The organism is Gudongella sp. DL1XJH-153 (genome assembly GCF_049310905.1).
In the GTDB taxonomy this organism is placed as follows: domain Bacteria; phylum Bacillota; class Clostridia; order Tissierellales; family Tissierellaceae; genus Gudongella.
The window spans coordinates 65,329-82,568 of the sequence record NZ_JBMEMN010000007.1 but is presented as its reverse complement, the minus strand read 5'-3'; the positions used below and the strand labels follow the sequence as shown (position 1 = coordinate 82,568).

Below are 17,240 nucleotides of genomic sequence, written 5' to 3'. Positions count from 1 at the left end.
TTGCTCTGTTTCTCTCTTCTCTGGAATACATAGACACCCTCCTAGACTATTTGTCCAAGATTTTGTCCGCATCCCCAATCTTTGATTTTGATATATTTCATTGATAGGGTAGCTGAGGCTTGCCGAAGAATCTTGTTCCCCAAGAGCTCGACCCAAACGTCATCCTGACCGAAGCCGAAGGATCTCGTTTCTTGTCACAATTCATGCCAGGCAATTGGCATTGACAAATGACTTGAATGCATCCTTTTATAGTCAGAAAATTATATAATATATGATGAAGTAATATTGTATTAATTCGACTGAGAAATGTGAGCCAGTAAAAATAATCTATAAGGGGGAGTAAGGGGTGGACAAGAAAATTTTGTGTTGGCTATTAACATTTACAATGGTTTTCTCAATGTTTGGGGGAGTTGGCCAAGTAGCATTTGGAGAGTCATTTACGGATGTAGACAACCATTGGGCAAAAACAGATATCGAAGAATGGACGGAGAAAGATTTAATTAGCGGATATGGTGATGGCACATTCAAGCCCAACGATAATATCACCAGAGCTGAATTTATTACATTGGTCAACAATGTAATAAATATTCAGATTGAGGAAGAAATTTCTTTTAGCGATGTAGAAGAAAGTGATTGGTATTACAAAGATTTGAAAAGGGCAATATACGGAGAATACATAACAGGCTACGAAGATAATACTTTTAGGGCAAATGAGAAGATTACAAGACAGGAAGTTGCTGTAATACTTCAAAATTTAGCACAACTCGAAGCAACTGACGAAGATAGTTTGGGGAGATTTACTGATACGGAAGATACACCTGACTGGAGTCGAGCTTCACTTATGCTTGCAGTGCAGAGAGGCTACTTGTCAGGATATGAAGATAATACATTGAAAGCCTCAGACTATATAACAAGGGCAGAATCAGTCAAGGTCTTAAATAACTTATTTGGAACTATTTACAATGAATCTGGAACATACGGACCAAGTGTAGATGAAGATGTATTACAAGTAACTGGAAATGTTACCGTTTCAGCTGAGGATGTAACCCTTCAAAACATCATAATAGACGGGGACCTATACCTGGCAGAAGGAATAGGAGAAGGAGATGTAACCTTAGACAACATTACAGTTACAGGAGAAACCATAGTAAAGGGTGGGGGAGATAACTCAATAATAATAAAAAACTCATCTCTTGCAAATCTGCTAATAATAAAAAAAGATGGAAAAATAAGAATTATTGCACAAGGTAATACAACTATAAATAAAACATACCTTTATTCATCAGCTAGATTGCAAGTGGAAAGACTAAATTCCAACAGCTTTGGAGATGTAGAAGTAATAAGAGTGACTCCAGGAGAAAGCCTAGAATTTGAAGGTAGCTTCGATAAAATCGACGTTAAGGCACCCGCTGATATAGAAATAACTGGCAATAGCAAAATTGAAGAATTAAACATCCATAAAGATCTGGAAAATGTGAACATATTAGTGTCAGCAGATTCCAGGGTTGAAAAACTATATGTAGATTCAGAAATTGAAGTTGTTAATAAAGGCATCATACTAGAGGCACTGGGAGATTTCGCTAAAGATTCAAACTACGATGTCAAACTTCCAGTGAACTTGCAGCCTAGAAGAGATTCTAGAACTTCATCCTCTACAGAACCTTCAACACCTTCTGTATCTAAATACAGTCTAACATTAAATGTTGCTCCAACTGGAGCTGGAACAACGAGAGGTGCCGGGAGCTATGAAGAAGGCACAAAGATTACAATAACTGCAACTGCCAATGGCGGTTATGAATTTGTAGAATGGAAAGATGGTGAGAATCAAATAACTACATCCTCAGCACTTTCATATACTACGACTTCTGAAAACAAGACTTTTACAGCCTATTTTGAATCAACTGGCGAACCTAATTACAGTTTAGATTTAGTAGTTACTCCAACCGGATCTGGAACAACGAGTGGTTCTGGAAACTATGAAGAAGGCACAGAAGTTACAATAACTGCAACTGCCAATGATGGTTATGAATTTGTGGAATGGAAAGATGGTGAGAATCAAATAACTACATCCTCAGCACTTTCATATACCACGACTTCTGAAAATAAGACTTTTACAGCCTATTTCGAATCAACTGGAGAATTTGCTGGAGGTTCAGGTACAGAATCTAATCCTTTTCAGGTAGCAACGGCTGAACAGCTTAATAATGTTAGAAATTATCTTGACAAACATTTCATCCAGGTGGAAGATATTGACCTGACTGATAAGGAATGGGAGCCCATCGGAGAGTTTTCAAGCGGAGGTCAGTTCGTAGGATCATACGATGGAAATAATAAAACTATTAATCATCTAACCATTGTTCCTGATGCGAGTGATCAATATGTAGGCTTGTTTGGTGTAATCGGATATGACTGGGAAGCTGAGATATATGCACAGCTATCCAATATAAACTTGGAAAATGTTATAATTAGAGGCACTGAGCTTCACTCAGTTGGGTCTCTTGTGGGAAGAGCTGATAATAATACAACCATTGATAACTGTTCTGCATTCGGAGAAATTATCGCTTTGGATCAGCGGGGATATGCAATTGGAGGGTTGGTTGGCGTCAACTATGCAACTCTTTCCAATAGTGAAGCTAGTGTTAAGATATACGTTTCGCCTACTGGTACAGGTAATAAAGCAGGAGGCTTAGCTGGTCATAATGGTGGACATATTAATAACTCTTTTGCCACAGGTGATGTTACGGGTAATGAATATGTCGGGGGTTTGTTAGGTTGGCACTCAAACAATCCACTAACAAACAGCTACAGCACAGGAAGTGTTACAGGGGATGAATCAGTGGGTGGTTTGATTGGACTAGCATGGGGAATTACTGAAAGATGCTTTAGTAGCGGTAATGTTAATGGAAATACCTATGTTGGAGGATTGATTGGTAGCTTACCGGGTTATGTACGAAATGTATACGCTTCCGGTTCGGTAACCGGTGGCAACACTGTGGGAGGTTTGGTTGGTTTCTACAGTGGTGGAGGTAGCCCTGCTGAAATTACCAATGCATATGCCTATGGAAAAGTAAGCGGGTCAGCTTACACTGGAGGCTTGGTAGGTGCAATCTGGGAAAGTAGCCCATCGGCACCTATAACATCCAGCTACTGGGATACAGAAACCACAGGAAGGTTAAATTCCGTAGGTGGCACAGGGTATGTAACCAGTGCTATGATTAAAGAAATTAACAGCGTTCCTATTTATGTAGACTGGGATTTTGCTAATATCTGGACCATGAAAGAGGGACAAAGCTATCCCTACTTCAGGTGGCAAAATGATCAAAATATTCCGTATCCACCATCTCCGTTCGACGGAGGCTCTGGAACTCTTTTGAACCCATATCAAGTGGCCAATGCCCAACAATTGGACGTAGTCAGAAATTACCTCGACAAACATTTCATTCAAACAGCAAATATTGATCTAGACCTTGATCCCTGGAACACCGGAAAAGGTTGGGTGCCGATTAGTGGATTTGAAGGCTCCTATGACGGCAATGAAAAAACCATCAGCAACATCATGATTAACAGGCCCACTGAGAATAATGTGGGACTATTCGACACTTTATTATCCACTGTCCTGATCCAAGATCTTGCTCTGGTGAATGCTAATATTTCAGGTAACACCAGAGTCGGTACAGTAGCAGGAGAGATCGATGGCGGTACCCTGCGCAACATCAGCGCATCAGGAACTGTAAGCGCAGAGTCAACTTATGTGGGAGGATTGGTTGGAAATTTGCAAGGTGGCTTGGTTGAACAGTGCAATTCAACTGTTGATGTTTCTGGATTCGAATGGGTGGGCGGTTTGGTAGGATCCTCTCCAAATGCTACTATTAGAAAATCCAGTGCCTCGGGTATCGTAAATGGAACTGGCAGGTATGTGGGTGGCCTTTTAGGGACGGGAACTAACGCTACCATTAGTGAATCTTATGCAACAGGCGATGTTACAGGAAATATAAGCTTCGTAGGAGGGTTGATAGGCTCATTCGAGGGCGTATTAGAAGACAGTTATGCAACAGGAGAGGTAAGAGGTCCTGTTTGGGTAGGTGGTTTGGTTGGTGATTTCAGTACAGGTACCATAAAAACTTCTTATGCCTCAGGCAGTGTAATTGGAATAGAGCCAGGAACAAGAAATGCAATTGGAGGCCTGGTGGGGAATTCGCAATTAGATACATTAATTGAAGATTCATACGCTACAGGATCCGTCACAGGCAATAAATTTATTGGGGGATTGATCGGGACAAATAACGGGAATATCAATAATGCCTACGCTATTGGACAAGTATCCGGGAGTCAAGACACAGGCGGCTTAGTGGGTGCAAATAGAGACGGTGTCCTTATCAACAATTCATTCTGGAACAAAGACACCACCAACCAGACTATTTCTAGCGGAAGTGATTCTGCTAATGGGAAAACAACTGATGAGATGATCCAACAAATAACATTTTTTGGGTGGGACTTCAAAGATATTTGGAATATAAAAGAAGGTACTTATCCATATTTCCAGTGGCAGACCGAGTCAACTATTCCATATCCCCCAAGTCCTTTTGCAGGAGGTAAAGGAACAGCGGAGGATCCTTTTCAAGTTGCCACAGCAGAGCAGCTTGACCAGGTGCGCAACTACCTAGACAAACAATTCATTCAGACGGCCAATATAGATTTGGATAAAGCTCCTTATAACGAAGGGAATGGTTGGGAACCAATAGGTAACACATTAAAAACTTTTAGTGGAAGTTACAATGGTAATGAGTACACAATTAGCAACTTATATATCAACCGTCCTTCAGGTATCTATATAGGTTTGTTTGGTTACAATTCAGGTATTATATCGTCATGTTCAGTGATAGGTATAGTAAATGGAAATCAACAAACAGGGATTTTAGTCGGCATTAATAATGGAATCATTAATGATAGCAATGTCAAAGGAGAAGTTAGCGGAACATTCGGTGTTGGAGGTTTTGTAGGAAGTAATAGAGACTTTGGGATTATAACTAATTCTAATTCTGAAGTAAAAGTTACTAGTTCTGCTGATAATGTTGGTGGATTTGCAGGTCATAATTACGTTGGTAAAATTGATAAGTGTTACTCAACAGGGGATGTAAAAGGTATCAAGCAAGTAGGTGGACTTGTCGGTCGTAATGAGGGTGATATAAACGAGTCTTTTTCATCTGGAAATGTTACTGCTGATACAATTAATAGTGATACTCATTCTGGTGGATTAGTTGGATACAACTCAGGCAATATAAAGAATTGTTATTCTTTAGGAAACGTAGTTGGCTACAGGTTTGTCGGAGGATTAGTTGGTTATAATACAACTAGTAATGGAAAAATATCAAATTCTTATTCCACAGGGTCAGTCACTGGGACTGCAGGTACTGGAGGATTGTTAGGATTTAATAAAGGAACTGTTACATTAAGCTACTGGAACACAGAAACTTCCAATCAAGATACTTCAGCAGGTGGAACAGGATATTCAACCTCATATATGACCAACTCATCAAATTTTAGTGATTGGAATTTCGACACAATTTGGAATATCATTGAGAATATTACTTATCCATACCTTATAGACAACGAACAAGACCCACTTCCACAACCAATAGGTTAATCTTAAGCATACAACAAGAAACGGGTTATAAAACTAATGGAGATAGATCATCTCCATTAGTTTTGTCTATTCAATGACCTTTAACTGCTTATTGATGATTTTTTGTAATAAGTGCTAGCGATAGAAATACCCAAAAAAAAATGATTTTGATATATTTCATTGGTAGGGTATGAGTTGTTCAGTCATCCTGACCGAAGTGGAAGGATATCGTTTTTCAAATTTTCTTTCTATTGTCTCATACTAGAAAAATTGTCTTCCTGAGCAACGCGAAGGATCTTTGACCCTTAATATAGCCATACACAATTCTAAGTTGCTTGCTTGTCCCAAGCGACTAGACTAATCAAAATCTTAGATTTTGATTTTAATCTGTCAGCATGGTATGCCCGGCGATATAATTACAAAAAATCTTTGATTTTACTGTAATTAATCGATGGGGTATGAATTGGTCCGTCTTCCCGATCTTAGCGGAGGGATCTCTTTTTTCATTTTTCAAATAGAAAATTCTTGAAATTATTCTGTAATGGGTATAACCTCATTAATAAGATTAGTAATATTGAACATTTAGAGTACGCAGAATAATTACAAGGGGTGAAAACATGAACTTTAGGGACAAAATGAATTTTTTCATACTAATTGTTATAGCAGTCACTCCATTTATGTATTTTCCAAATACAATAAGCTATTCATCTTGGCCAAAGTTTCTTTTTTTACTCCTACTAACAGTATTGATATCAATCACCATGCTCCTTAGAAAATCAAAGGAGTCATATCCTATTCACATCGAAGATAAACTTATTTTACTGTATTTACTTCTCATAGTTTTAGCCACGGTATTCTCCCATAATCGTCTATATTCTCTAATAGGTTATTCAACAAGATTCGAAGGACTTATAACCCTAATTATGTACATATTTCTATTTTTTCTTGCATACAGAAATTTTAAGTTCAACGAAAAATATTTCAAAGTGTTTATCGTAACAACAATAATTTTATCTCTGTATGGAGTAATCCAGTATTTTGGTTTCGATCCCATGCCTAAGGAATTGGCTAGGGTGATTTTTGTAGGCAGAGGGCATTCTACCTTCGGAAACCCAAACTTTCATGGTACCTACCTGACACTTGTACTTCCTATTGCTGCCTATGCATACCTCAAGACAGGTAATATGCTATATTATCTTGCAGCTGGTTCCATTTACTTTTCCCTTATCACCTCATTTACCAGAAGTGGATGGGTAGGCTCATTTTTTGCATTCGGAATTATAGTATCATATGCTATTAAATCAAAATTTAACAAAAAGTTTATCATTTACCTACTTGTTTTGCTATTGGTAATTACTGTTGCCATGGAAATTGAAAGTGAGGGTAGGGTTATCCTAAGAGCACTTAGTTTAGTGGATGAAGCAGGAGATGTTTTGACTCAAGCAGATGGTTATGAGGATGGAGGTGCCAACAGAATTTTCATATGGGAGAGGGTTATACCACTTATATTTGAAAAACCACTACTTGGATTTGGTCCTGAAACGTTGGGAGAGGTTTTTTCAGAGCGTTACTATGATGATATTATTGCGAAATATGATGAAGAAAGAATATTTGATAAGGCACATAATGAATACCTTCATATTGCCTTTACCACAGGGATACCATCATTACTTGTATATCTTGCTTTTGTGTTTAGCATTTTAAGAAGGGCATTTAGAAATAAAAACAAAAATCCAATGATAATACCTTTGATGGCATCAATCATTGGATATCTTATTCAGGCTTTTTTCAACTTAAGCATTATTACAGTTGCATATATTTATTGGGTATTTTTGGGGATACTGCTGCGCTTATCTTTGGATGCTGAAAACCAAGAATTGAATTAGCTTTTTATAATCATTCCGACCTTCGTGGAGAGATCACATACCTAATAGGTAGACCCTAATAAATAAGCATGAGGCTTTCTAGTTGTTTGAATTCATAAAGTAGCAATCAGAATAATAAAGAATCTTTTTCTTTCAACTTTCTACTTTCAACTTGGAAATGTTCAAGAAGTATTTCCGCCGTCCTTTCCGGATCAACATTTTCAACCTGAAAAACATAATTCTTCGGATTATGCTCATACATGGGATCATAGTATTCAATCATAAGATCCCTTGCAACAGATCGGTAATCATCCTGTTTAACCCTCTCAATATAGCTGTCAATCTTCTCACTGCCAAGACGTTTTCTCAAATAATTCAAGGCTTCAATAAGATCATCATCACTATCATAGACATAATCAGATACGATGTTCTCGACTCTCGTATCCATCGGAGCAGTAATCTCAACATGAATTCCACCACGAATCTTATCAAAAATATATTCAGGAATAACAGACCGACCGATCCTCTTGCTCTCACCCTCAGTAAAGACAAGATTCGTTTTTTTATCCTTCAATGCATCGTAAAGCAATGATTCAAACATTTTCTGAGTATTTGGCTCACCAAGGCCAACCGCACCAAGAGTAGAACCTCTGTGATTTGCACATCCCTCAAGGTCAAGAACATCAGCACCCTTCCTTTTCAAGGCTTCAAGAACCTGAGTTTTGCCAGTCCCGGTATTGCCATAAAGTACAACAAGCTCAATATCCTTCGTTACCTCAGGGAGCTTTTCTATGACATATGTCCTGTAGCTTTTGTATCCACCATCCAGCTTCAATGCACTTATCTTAAGACTTTTCAAGAAAGCCACAATACTTGCACTTCTAAATCCACCTCTTGCACAAAAGAACACCAAATGCTGGTGTTTTTTGTTGATTTCCAACAAGGTTTTGAACATTTCCGGCAACCTCTTTGATACAGCTTCAACACCAAGCATCTTGGCCTCATCTACGGACTGCTGCTTGTATGCTGTGCCTACAATTTCCCTTTCTTCATTTGAAAATAGTGGAACATTTATGGCACCAGGAATAGTTTCCTGTGCATACTCCTTTGGAGTTCGTACATCTATTAGAACATAATCGTCACTTTTTAGTTTTTCTTCCAGCTCACTGTACTTTATATCAGGATACATAATCTACCTCATTTTCTTAATATCTATATTAGTTTTCTACTCTAATATTATATACCTAATTCTCTATTAGTAAAGCATATAGGGAAAACCGCTTGATTTTTTCCACCCTTGATGTAGAATAGATGGAGAACATAATGGAGGAGATGACAAAGTGGAAGGAATAATAAAAGCAAAAGAATATATGGAGTTAAATAGCCTGAAAATGGTTGTATATAATAATGAAAAAGTAGTGGCACAATCAACAGACAGAGGAATAAAACCGGTTTATGATGTTTATACGAAAGAATTTGATAGTCTCAAGGGAGCATTTGTTGCGGATAGAATAACTGGAAAAGCAGCCGCTATGTTACTGGCAGAAGGTAAGATTTCAGGTATCTATACAGACCTGATATCAGATCCAGCAGTAGAGATTTTCCAGTCCAAAGGTGTTAGTATAGAATATGGGCAAAAGGTAAAACATATACTTAACAGGGATATGGACGGAATGTGTCCAATTGAAACGATATCAAGAAATGTAAGCAGTGTCGATGACCTGATTGATGGAATTGAGGCATTCTTCATTACAGTTGGGATGAAAAAATAGCAAGGACGGTAGAGAAATGAACAAGGACAGATTAAGATCCATAATATATATTGTAATTGCAGCAACTCTCCTAAGTACCGGAGGGATTATAATCAAGTTTATTGACCTGCCTGCGATGACCATAGCGGGAGGACGTGCAATATTTTCAACTGTAGTGGTATGGCTTTATGTAAAAAAACCAAAGTTTACATTTTCTAAGGCACAGATTTCAGGAGCCTTATGCTACTCGGCAATGATCATAGGCTTTGTTATTGCGAATAAATTGACTACGGCAGCAAATGCTATAATTCTCCAGTTCACAGCACCGATCTGGGTGGCCATATTAAGCGTATGGGTATTGAAGGAAAGAATAAGATGGTATGATACTGCCGCAATATTTTCAGTTGCAATAGGAATGGTCCTGTTTTTCATGGATGATGTATCAGGAGGAAACTGGACAGGTAATATGGTTGCAATCGGAAGCGGGATTGCCCTAGCTGGAGTGACCATTTCATTGAGATTCCAGAAGGATGAAAAACCAGTGGAAACAACACTTCTAGGGCATATGATTACAGCTGTCATTGGAATTCCATTTCTTATTGGCCTGTCATTTACAACGGGAGATTTAATCGGACTGTTCGTCCTTGGAACCTTTCAGGTGGGGATTGCCTACATATTCTATTCACTGGCAGTAAAACACCTTACAGCCCTTGAAGCAATTCTTATCATGTTTCTTGAACCGATACTTAATCCAATCTGGGTTTTCCTGATTGCAGGGGAGAGACCTGGACCAATATCCCTGGTTGGTGGAGCAATTGTACTTGGAACTGTCATTGCCAGAAGCCTTTTGGCAAACAGAATGAATCAAATAGAAGCGAACAAATATGTCAACCATCAAATCGAAGGGTAGTTAACAAGTAATTACATAAAACTGAAAAAAAATCCAAATAAAACCAGTATAAAACTGTGAGGTGGTTTACATTAGCCAACACCGGGTATTATAATGTTAAGTAATAATACTAGTTTATTTGGGGGCCTTGATCTATAAAGATTATTTGGACGTCTTCTTTATAGTTAGCCAGTGACGTAACCGACCGGGACAGAATTTGTGACGGTCTTTTTTAGACCTAATAACTTTAGTGGGGTGGTTGGATGAAGTGAACGTTAGTAGTGAAAGGAAATTGTACGTAGAAGATAAACGAAAGCCGGAGAGAGTACATGAAAAGGAGGAAAAATGATGATGAATCTTATTATGAGACTTTGGAAGGATGAAGAAGGACAGGGAACTGTAGAGTATGCATTGATTATTGGTTTGATAGCTATAGTACTGATTTTATCAGCTGGCCCAGTAGAAACTGCAATGAGAGGCTTATGGAGCGCAATTGGTGGTGCTCTTGACAATGCAGCATCAGGAGTGAATTAAGTATGGTATTTATGAGAGACTGCCCTTTTGGGCAGTTCTCCCAAAATTCTTCAGGAGACAGATATGAACCTAATACTAAATGACATTATTTTGTTTTCTATGGTAATATTAGCAGTTTACTTTGATCTAACTCAGAAAAAAATCCCCAATTTTATTACTTTACCTGTAATACTTTGGGGTTTATCAGCATATACAATATTTGGCGGGTTTGAGGGATTTAAGTTTAGTTTTTTTGGATTTATTACAGGACTTGGAATACTTGTAATTCCTTTTATTTTAGGAGCCTTAGGTGGTGGAGATGTAAAGTTTTTGGCTGCCATTGGAGCTTTGAAAGGATTCGAATTTACACTTTATACACTTCTGTATTCATCTTTTGCAGGTGGTGTGATTGTAATAATATACTTAATTTATAAGAAGAAGTTGGGTATTACTCTAAAACGAATACTTGGTTTGATTTTACGACCCTTATTATTTGTACTAACGTCAACATTTAATAATCAAAAATTAAAAGAAATAAATGATTACTTTCTTGGATTGGGAACTGGTGTAAAGAGTACTTATCTGCCTTATGGAGTAGCAATAGGGTTAGGAGTGGTGATTTCTTATGTGAATGGGGTGATAAAGTGAGAATATTTCATAAATTAATTCATGAGAAAAAAGGACAGGCGACAGTAGAATTCGCACTAATATTTGCTTTACTGGTCCTCCCATTCTTAATAGGAGTTTTAGAGGTGGGCTGGCTATTTTATGGAAGAATAACTTTGAACAGTATGGTAAGAGAAGGTGTAAGAGCCGCTGCAGTGCCTCCACTCGAGTATAATCAGATTCCTGGTTTCAATATAGAGGACTATGTCATGGGGGTTGCCAATAATTATGATTTTTCCGATTTGACTATTCTAGATGTCGATGTTTCTGGTTTTACTAACAATCTGGAGCCAAATGTTACAGTTTTAGTAACCGCTAAGATGGAGCCGCTTTTAGGAGTTATTGCTGGTGATGGGAAGCTAATAGGAGCAGATAAACTTATTTGGGAAGCTAGTGCAGTAATGAGGAAGGAATAGGTGATTAGAAATGAAGAACCGTAACTTGTTCAAGGATGAAAAAGGTCAATCCACAATATTTATGGCTCTTTTGTTAGTTCTTTTAATGGGCTTTTCAACTTTTTTGGTAGATACAGGCTATGTTTATGGAGAGAGAAGAAATATGGTTACGGCAGCTGATGCTGCAACTCTTGGTGGAGCACAAGTTATGGAGGATGAACTAAGAAAGATAGTTCCAGATTTAGGTGCTGCAAAAATCACCGCTGAAAATGTAGCTAGAGATTTAGCTAAAAAAAATGGGGTAGTTAAAGATGAAGATATTAAAGTTATTTGGAATAACGATGACTATCCTCAGAGAGATACAATAACAGTTGTTGTAACTAATAATATTAATACCGTATTTGCTAGGTTTTTAAACCCTGCAAACACAGATAGCGATGTTTCGGCTAAAGCGGTAGCTACTTGGGGATATATTACTAAAGTGAAGGCTGGAGATATATTGCCTGTTTTTACGAAGGAGTTTGAGGGTTCGGGTGACGTATATCTAAATCCAGATATTGTATATTTACACTCAGGAAAGTTTGTAGATGATTTGGATTCAGTAGTTAACGGGAACTGGGGGTTATTAGATATCTTCAAAAGCTCATCTGGAATTGCAGATGCATTCGAGGGTGAATATATGGAGGTTGAGTTAGAACTTGATACTGTTATAGATAATAAAACTGGATTAGATGTTGGTAAAGTAAATAATCCTATAGAGACTAGAATGAAGGAAGCAAACAAACTATCAAACGAGGATGATAGAAGAGCGTTTATGACAGGTTTAGTACCTGTAATTGATTGGGATAATATCACTCAACAAGGAAGCAGTTTAAGGTTACCGATTAAGTATTTTGCTTACTTTGAGATTTATGATGTAATTACAAGTGAGGGTAACGACAAAGATGAAGGTGAAGGTGGTTACAAGCCAAGCGAAGGTTCAAAGTTTGCTTTATACGATAATTCAGATTATTTTGATACTACTAGCGATAATGCAGTTAAATATCATGATAAGTTTGAAGGAGAGCATCTACCAAAATCAACTATAATCGGTAAATTTACTGGGACAAAAGTTCCACTAGAGGTCATTGTTAAGGATGATGATCAAACTGATCCTAACTCTGATTCAGAAATTCCCACTCCACCATATAGCAAACTGATTGAGTAAAGTAAAAAACAGAAAGAGGTGCAGTCTATGAAGGTGAACAAAAAGATACTCCTGATCGGGGTACTACTAGGTATTATCACAATATTTTTCTTAAACAGGTATATTCAGTCTCTCAGGGTCGAACCAGAGGAAGCGGCTGCAACCTCTTATTCTGATGTGGTTACAGCCATAACCGCAATACCTGAGCATATCAGGATTACCGAGGAGATGGTACAGATTTCTTCACTTCCAGCCGAAGGTATACATCCTGATGCAGTAACAGAACTTGATTTAGTAGTGGGAGCAATAACAAGAACAGAAATAATCTCAGGCGAGCAGATTCTTTCAGGAAGAATTGTTAATGAAGAATCCGATGCTGGATTATCCTATTGGCTTCCAGAAAACATGAGAGCAATTTCAATACCGCTCTCTACAATCAGCGGAGTTTCTAATTTTATCCAAAAGGGTGACAAGGTAGATATACTTGTAACCTACGAAACAAATCTTGAGGAGACTGAGCCACCAGTAGAGGGAGACAGAGTTGGCTCAACAACATTCACTCAGTTCCAGAATATGGAAGTATTGGAGCTGGGAAGCAGAAATGCTCCAACAGCTGAGGAAAGCTACGAGCAACCCGGATCAATAACACTTCTGGCAACCCCTGAAGAAGCTGAAATACTTGCATGGGTTACACTGAACGGTAGCATTCACATGACCCTTCGAAATCCAGTTGACAACCAGATCAACGAACTTGAACATTACGGTATGGACAATTTTGAGACATTTAGAGTGAGGTGATATTCTTGGATAAAATAAAGGTACTATTGATTGAAAAGAGCAGTGATGACAAGGACCTGGTAACGGAAACCCTAGGCAAAGTTGACTATGTCAATCTGGTGGGGGATGCCACTACAACAGAGGAGGCCAATTACTACATCGGCGAAAAGTATCCCAATATTGTCCTTATTGGAACCAATGTTGATTTCGACAGATATGAGTTTACGGATTTTTTATCCAAAGAGTATCCTGAAATTGCAGTGGTGCTGGTTGAGAATCAACTTCTTGAGGACACAATGTACAGGGCGATATTTGTCGGAGCAAAGGATGTAATCATCTCCCCGTTTACTTCATCCAAGCTTGTGGATTCCATTTACAGGTCCTTTGAACTTGTAAAGGACAAGGAGGTTGTACACAGGGAATCGGCTCCAACCAGAAGAAGGAGATCGTCAAATGGCAATGTGGTGACGGTATTCAGCACCAAGGGAGGTGTTGGAAAAACCTTTATTTCAACAAACCTTGCTATTGCACTTTCAAAAGGCAACGACAAGAGGGTATGTCTGGTGGACCTGGATCTGGACTTTGGGAATACAGTGCTGGCACTTAATCTTATACCAAGGTTTACCATTATGGATATAGTTGATGATATTAGAAACATTGACCAGGATATTATTGAATCATATCTTATTCCGCATGAATCGGGAATTAAGGTTCTTCCTGCAAATGCAAAGCCACAGATAAATGAATTTATAACAGCGGAACATATTGAAATTATATTGAAGGCGTTAAGAGGGGCTTTTGATTACGTAGTTGTTGATATGCCAGCCAGGTTCTACGAGCCTGTTAACCCTGCATTTCAATTTGCAGATGTGCTTATTATGGTAACTACACCTGAGATTTCAACACTTCGTAATATCAAGGCATCCATTTTGACTCTTCACGAATTGAATTTTCCAAAGAACAAGATAAAGATATTGTTAAACAGAGCGGACTCATCAAGTCAGATCAAGACAAAGGATGTTGAAAGTACATTGGGTCAGAGTCTTTACTCGGTGATTGATGCAGATTACAAGTTGGCAATACAATCCCTTAACAGCGGGACACCAGTAGTGATTTCAAAACCAAGAAGCTCAGTAGGAAAGGGATTCAGTGCTTTGGCAAAGAAGATCAGCAGTGATTTTGAGGGGAATGGCCGTAACTAGCCGGAGGTGATACCATGGGAAACGGTTCCTTTAATTTTAAGAATTTAAAAAACAACGATGATACAATTATACATGACCAGGGAACTGGTGAAGTGGTTCTCCGTAAGCGGAAGGAGCTTGAAGAGATTGCCACAGAAACGCTGGGTAGGGTAATAGAAACAATCTCTGGTACTGTAAATGCAGAAGACAAGCTTTTTAAAAAGCAGGTACTGGATGATACAAACAAGATAATAAACGATATTCTAATGGAATCAAAACGTAATCTTTCATTTGGGGACAAGCAAAGAGTTGCTGGTTATATAATGGACGAGGTATTTGGATACGGTCCAATTACACCGCTGATTAACGACCCAACTGTAACAGAGATTATGGTAAATTCTCCTGATGATGTATTTGTTGAAAGAAAGGGAAAGATCACAAGGGCTGAAATCAATTTCCGGGACAACACCCATATTATGCATACAATTGACAAGATCATTTCTCCTCTTGGAAGAAGGGTAGATGAAAGTTCGCCGATGGTAGATGGTAGACTCCCAGACGGATCTCGTGTGAATGTAATAATTCCACCACTTTCCATCAAGGGACCAACAATCACCATCCGTAAGTTTGCAGTTGAACCCTATACTCTTGAGGACTTGATTACCTTTGGTACCCTTACAGCTGATATTGCAAAACTGATAAAGGCTTGTGTAAGGGGAAGAATCAATATAATCGTAGCAGGAGGTACTGGTAGCGGTAAGACAACACTGCTAAATGTAATATCTAATTTTATTCCAAACAACGAACGTATAGTAACAATTGAGGATGCGGCAGAGCTTCAGCTTCAGAAGGACCATGTGGTTTCTCTTGAGAGCAGACCTCCTAACATTGAAGGCAAGGGTCAGGTGGCAATCAGGGAACTTGTAATCAACTCCCTTAGGATGAGACCGGACAGGATAATTGTAGGAGAGGTAAGAGGCGGCGAGGCGCTGGACATGCTCCAGGCAATGAATACAGGGCATGACGGATCAATTACAACAATACACTCCAACAGTCCAAGGGATACCCTTGGTAGACTTGAAACAATGGTGATGATGTCTGGAATGGATCTACCTTCAAGGGCAATTCGTGAGCAGGTGTCATCTGCAATCAATCTTATTGTATTTGTTTCAAGAATGACTGATGGTACAAGAAAGGTAATGAAAATAACTGAGATAGTTGGAATGGAGGCAGATACAATAACCCTCCAGGATTTATATATATTTAAACAGGAAGGCTTCGATGAAGGAGGGAATGTTCTTGGCAGACATATGCCAACTGGAATCGTTCCTAAATTCATGGAGAAGCTGAAAGCCTATGGCGAAACCATACCTGCATCTGTTTTCAACACTGACAGGAGGTTATAGCCATGATTTATCTTATATTATTTTTGGGATTTCTTACAGTATTTTTGGTTTTTCTAGGGTTGTATGCCATTCTTTTTAATAGAAAATTGAAGGTAGCCAATCGAATGGAAATGTATCTGAGCGATGAAGAAGAAGTTGGCGAGGAAGAGGACATATCATTCAAAGAATTTGTTCTTAAGACAATCGGTACAGTAAGCAGATCTGTTTCGAGAAAGTCATATATGGAAGAGAAGAAAGCAAAGCTTCAGCACGCTTATATTTTTATGAGGGTTGAGGAGTTTCTGGGACTATCGCTATTGGTAGCAACAGGCCTTGGACTGCTCTTGTTTCTTTTGACAAGAATGTGGTTTATAGGTGTGGCAGGATTCCTTCTTGGATTCAGAATTCCTGATATGGTTGTAACATCAACCAAGAAGAAAAGGATGAAGCAGTTGAATTCACAGCTGCCGGAAGCATTGACAATACTTTCAAACGGTTTAAGGGCAGGATTCAGCTTTATTCAGGCAATGAATGTTGCTGCAACAGAAATGGAATCTCCAATCAGGGATGAGTTTTTAAGAATCATGAGGGATAACTCAATTGGCAAGACACTTGACGATGCATTGATGGATTTTTCCAATAGAACAGATGATGAAGATGTTGATATGTTTGTAACCGCCTTGATAATACAGCGTAAGGTTGGAGGAAATCTTGCTGAGATCCTCGACACCATTGCTGCAACAATCAGGGATAGAATGAGAATCAGGGGAGAAATAAGGACACTAACAGCACAGAGCAGAATTTCAGCAGTAATTATATCTTTGCTTCCTTTCGCTATTGCTTTAATAACTTTTGTAGTTAATCGAGAGTATATTATGGAGCTGTTTGGTAGTACAGTTGGGGTAATAATGGTAGTATTAGCGATTTTCTTCCAAATTGTAGGAGCATTTATTATGATGAGACTAGCGGATATTGAGATCTAGATAAAAAGAAAGACAAGAAGGTGATC

At 38.5% G+C, this 17,240-nt stretch carries 13 protein-coding genes; 12 read left to right on the top strand and 1 reads right to left on the bottom strand.

Annotation, left to right across the window (positions count from 1 at the left end; genetic code table 11):
• Nucleotides 1-346: 346 nt before the first annotated feature.
• The gene (locus ACOEN1_RS04820; RefSeq protein WP_422485344.1) at nucleotides 347-5,644 is read left to right on the top strand and encodes a GLUG motif-containing protein; all 5,298 of its coding nucleotides are present in this window, start codon (nucleotides 347-349) and stop codon (nucleotides 5,642-5,644) included.
• A 902-nt stretch (nucleotides 5,645-6,546) separates the two neighbouring features.
• Nucleotides 6,547-7,509 carry an O-antigen ligase family protein gene (locus ACOEN1_RS04815; protein WP_422485343.1) on the top strand — a complete coding sequence of 321 codons (963 nt, stop codon included), beginning with the start codon at nucleotides 6,547-6,549 and terminating at the stop codon, nucleotides 7,507-7,509.
• Between the two features lie 106 nt (nucleotides 7,510-7,615).
• On the opposite strand, the gene mnmH is transcribed toward ACOEN1_RS04815, so the two are convergent.
• A complete protein-coding gene (mnmH, locus tag ACOEN1_RS04810; protein WP_422485342.1) occupies nucleotides 7,616-8,677 on the bottom strand; it encodes a tRNA 2-selenouridine(34) synthase MnmH in 1,062 nt (353 codons plus the stop codon).
• A gap of 151 nt (nucleotides 8,678-8,828) precedes the next feature.
• Here mnmH and ACOEN1_RS04805 point away from each other — a divergent pair, with 151 nt between their 5' ends.
• The 10 genes from ACOEN1_RS04805 to ACOEN1_RS04760 all read left to right on the top strand — a co-directional run bounded on the left by ACOEN1_RS04805 (nucleotide 8,829) and on the right by ACOEN1_RS04760 (nucleotide 17,214).
• Entirely contained in the window at nucleotides 8,829-9,260 is a 432-nt protein-coding gene (locus ACOEN1_RS04805) for a DUF1893 domain-containing protein (protein ID WP_422485341.1), read from the top strand.
• Between the two features lie 16 nt (nucleotides 9,261-9,276).
• Nucleotides 9,277-10,149 carry a DMT family transporter gene (locus ACOEN1_RS04800; RefSeq protein WP_422485339.1) on the top strand — a complete coding sequence of 291 codons (873 nt, stop codon included), beginning with the start codon at nucleotides 9,277-9,279 and terminating at the stop codon, nucleotides 10,147-10,149.
• A gap of 327 nt (nucleotides 10,150-10,476) precedes the next feature.
• The gene (locus tag ACOEN1_RS04795) at nucleotides 10,477-10,662 is read left to right on the top strand and encodes a Flp family type IVb pilin (RefSeq protein ID WP_422485338.1); all 186 of its coding nucleotides are present in this window, start codon (nucleotides 10,477-10,479) and stop codon (nucleotides 10,660-10,662) included.
• A 63-nt stretch (nucleotides 10,663-10,725) separates the two neighbouring features.
• Complete coding sequence (locus ACOEN1_RS04790) at nucleotides 10,726-11,289, top strand: A24 family peptidase (protein ID WP_422485337.1); 564 nt, start codon at nucleotides 10,726-10,728, stop codon at nucleotides 11,287-11,289.
• Nucleotides 11,286-11,723 (top strand): TadE/TadG family type IV pilus assembly protein, encoded by a 438-nt coding sequence (locus ACOEN1_RS04785; RefSeq protein ID WP_422485336.1) that lies wholly within the window; start codon nucleotides 11,286-11,288, stop codon nucleotides 11,721-11,723. Before ACOEN1_RS04790 ends, ACOEN1_RS04785 begins: the two co-directional genes overlap by 4 nt.
• 10 nt (nucleotides 11,724-11,733) lie before the next feature.
• A complete protein-coding gene (locus tag ACOEN1_RS04780) occupies nucleotides 11,734-12,909 on the top strand; it encodes a pilus assembly protein TadG-related protein (protein ID WP_422485335.1) in 1,176 nt (391 codons plus the stop codon).
• Nucleotides 12,910-12,936: 27 nt separating this feature from the next.
• Nucleotides 12,937-13,686: a Flp pilus assembly protein CpaB gene (gene cpaB / locus ACOEN1_RS04775; RefSeq protein ID WP_422485334.1), complete on the top strand. Its 750-nt coding sequence runs from the start codon at nucleotides 12,937-12,939 to the stop codon at nucleotides 13,684-13,686.
• 5 nt (nucleotides 13,687-13,691) lie between these two features.
• Entirely contained in the window at nucleotides 13,692-14,867 is a 1,176-nt protein-coding gene (locus tag ACOEN1_RS04770; protein ID WP_422485333.1) for an AAA family ATPase, read from the top strand.
• 14 nt (nucleotides 14,868-14,881) lie between these two features.
• Nucleotides 14,882-16,252 (top strand): CpaF family protein, encoded by a 1,371-nt coding sequence (locus ACOEN1_RS04765; protein ID WP_422485332.1) that lies wholly within the window; start codon nucleotides 14,882-14,884, stop codon nucleotides 16,250-16,252.
• 2 nt (nucleotides 16,253-16,254) lie between these two features.
• Complete coding sequence (locus tag ACOEN1_RS04760; RefSeq protein WP_422485330.1) at nucleotides 16,255-17,214, top strand: type II secretion system F family protein; 960 nt, start codon at nucleotides 16,255-16,257, stop codon at nucleotides 17,212-17,214.
• The last annotated feature ends 26 nt before the right edge of the window (nucleotides 17,215-17,240 follow it).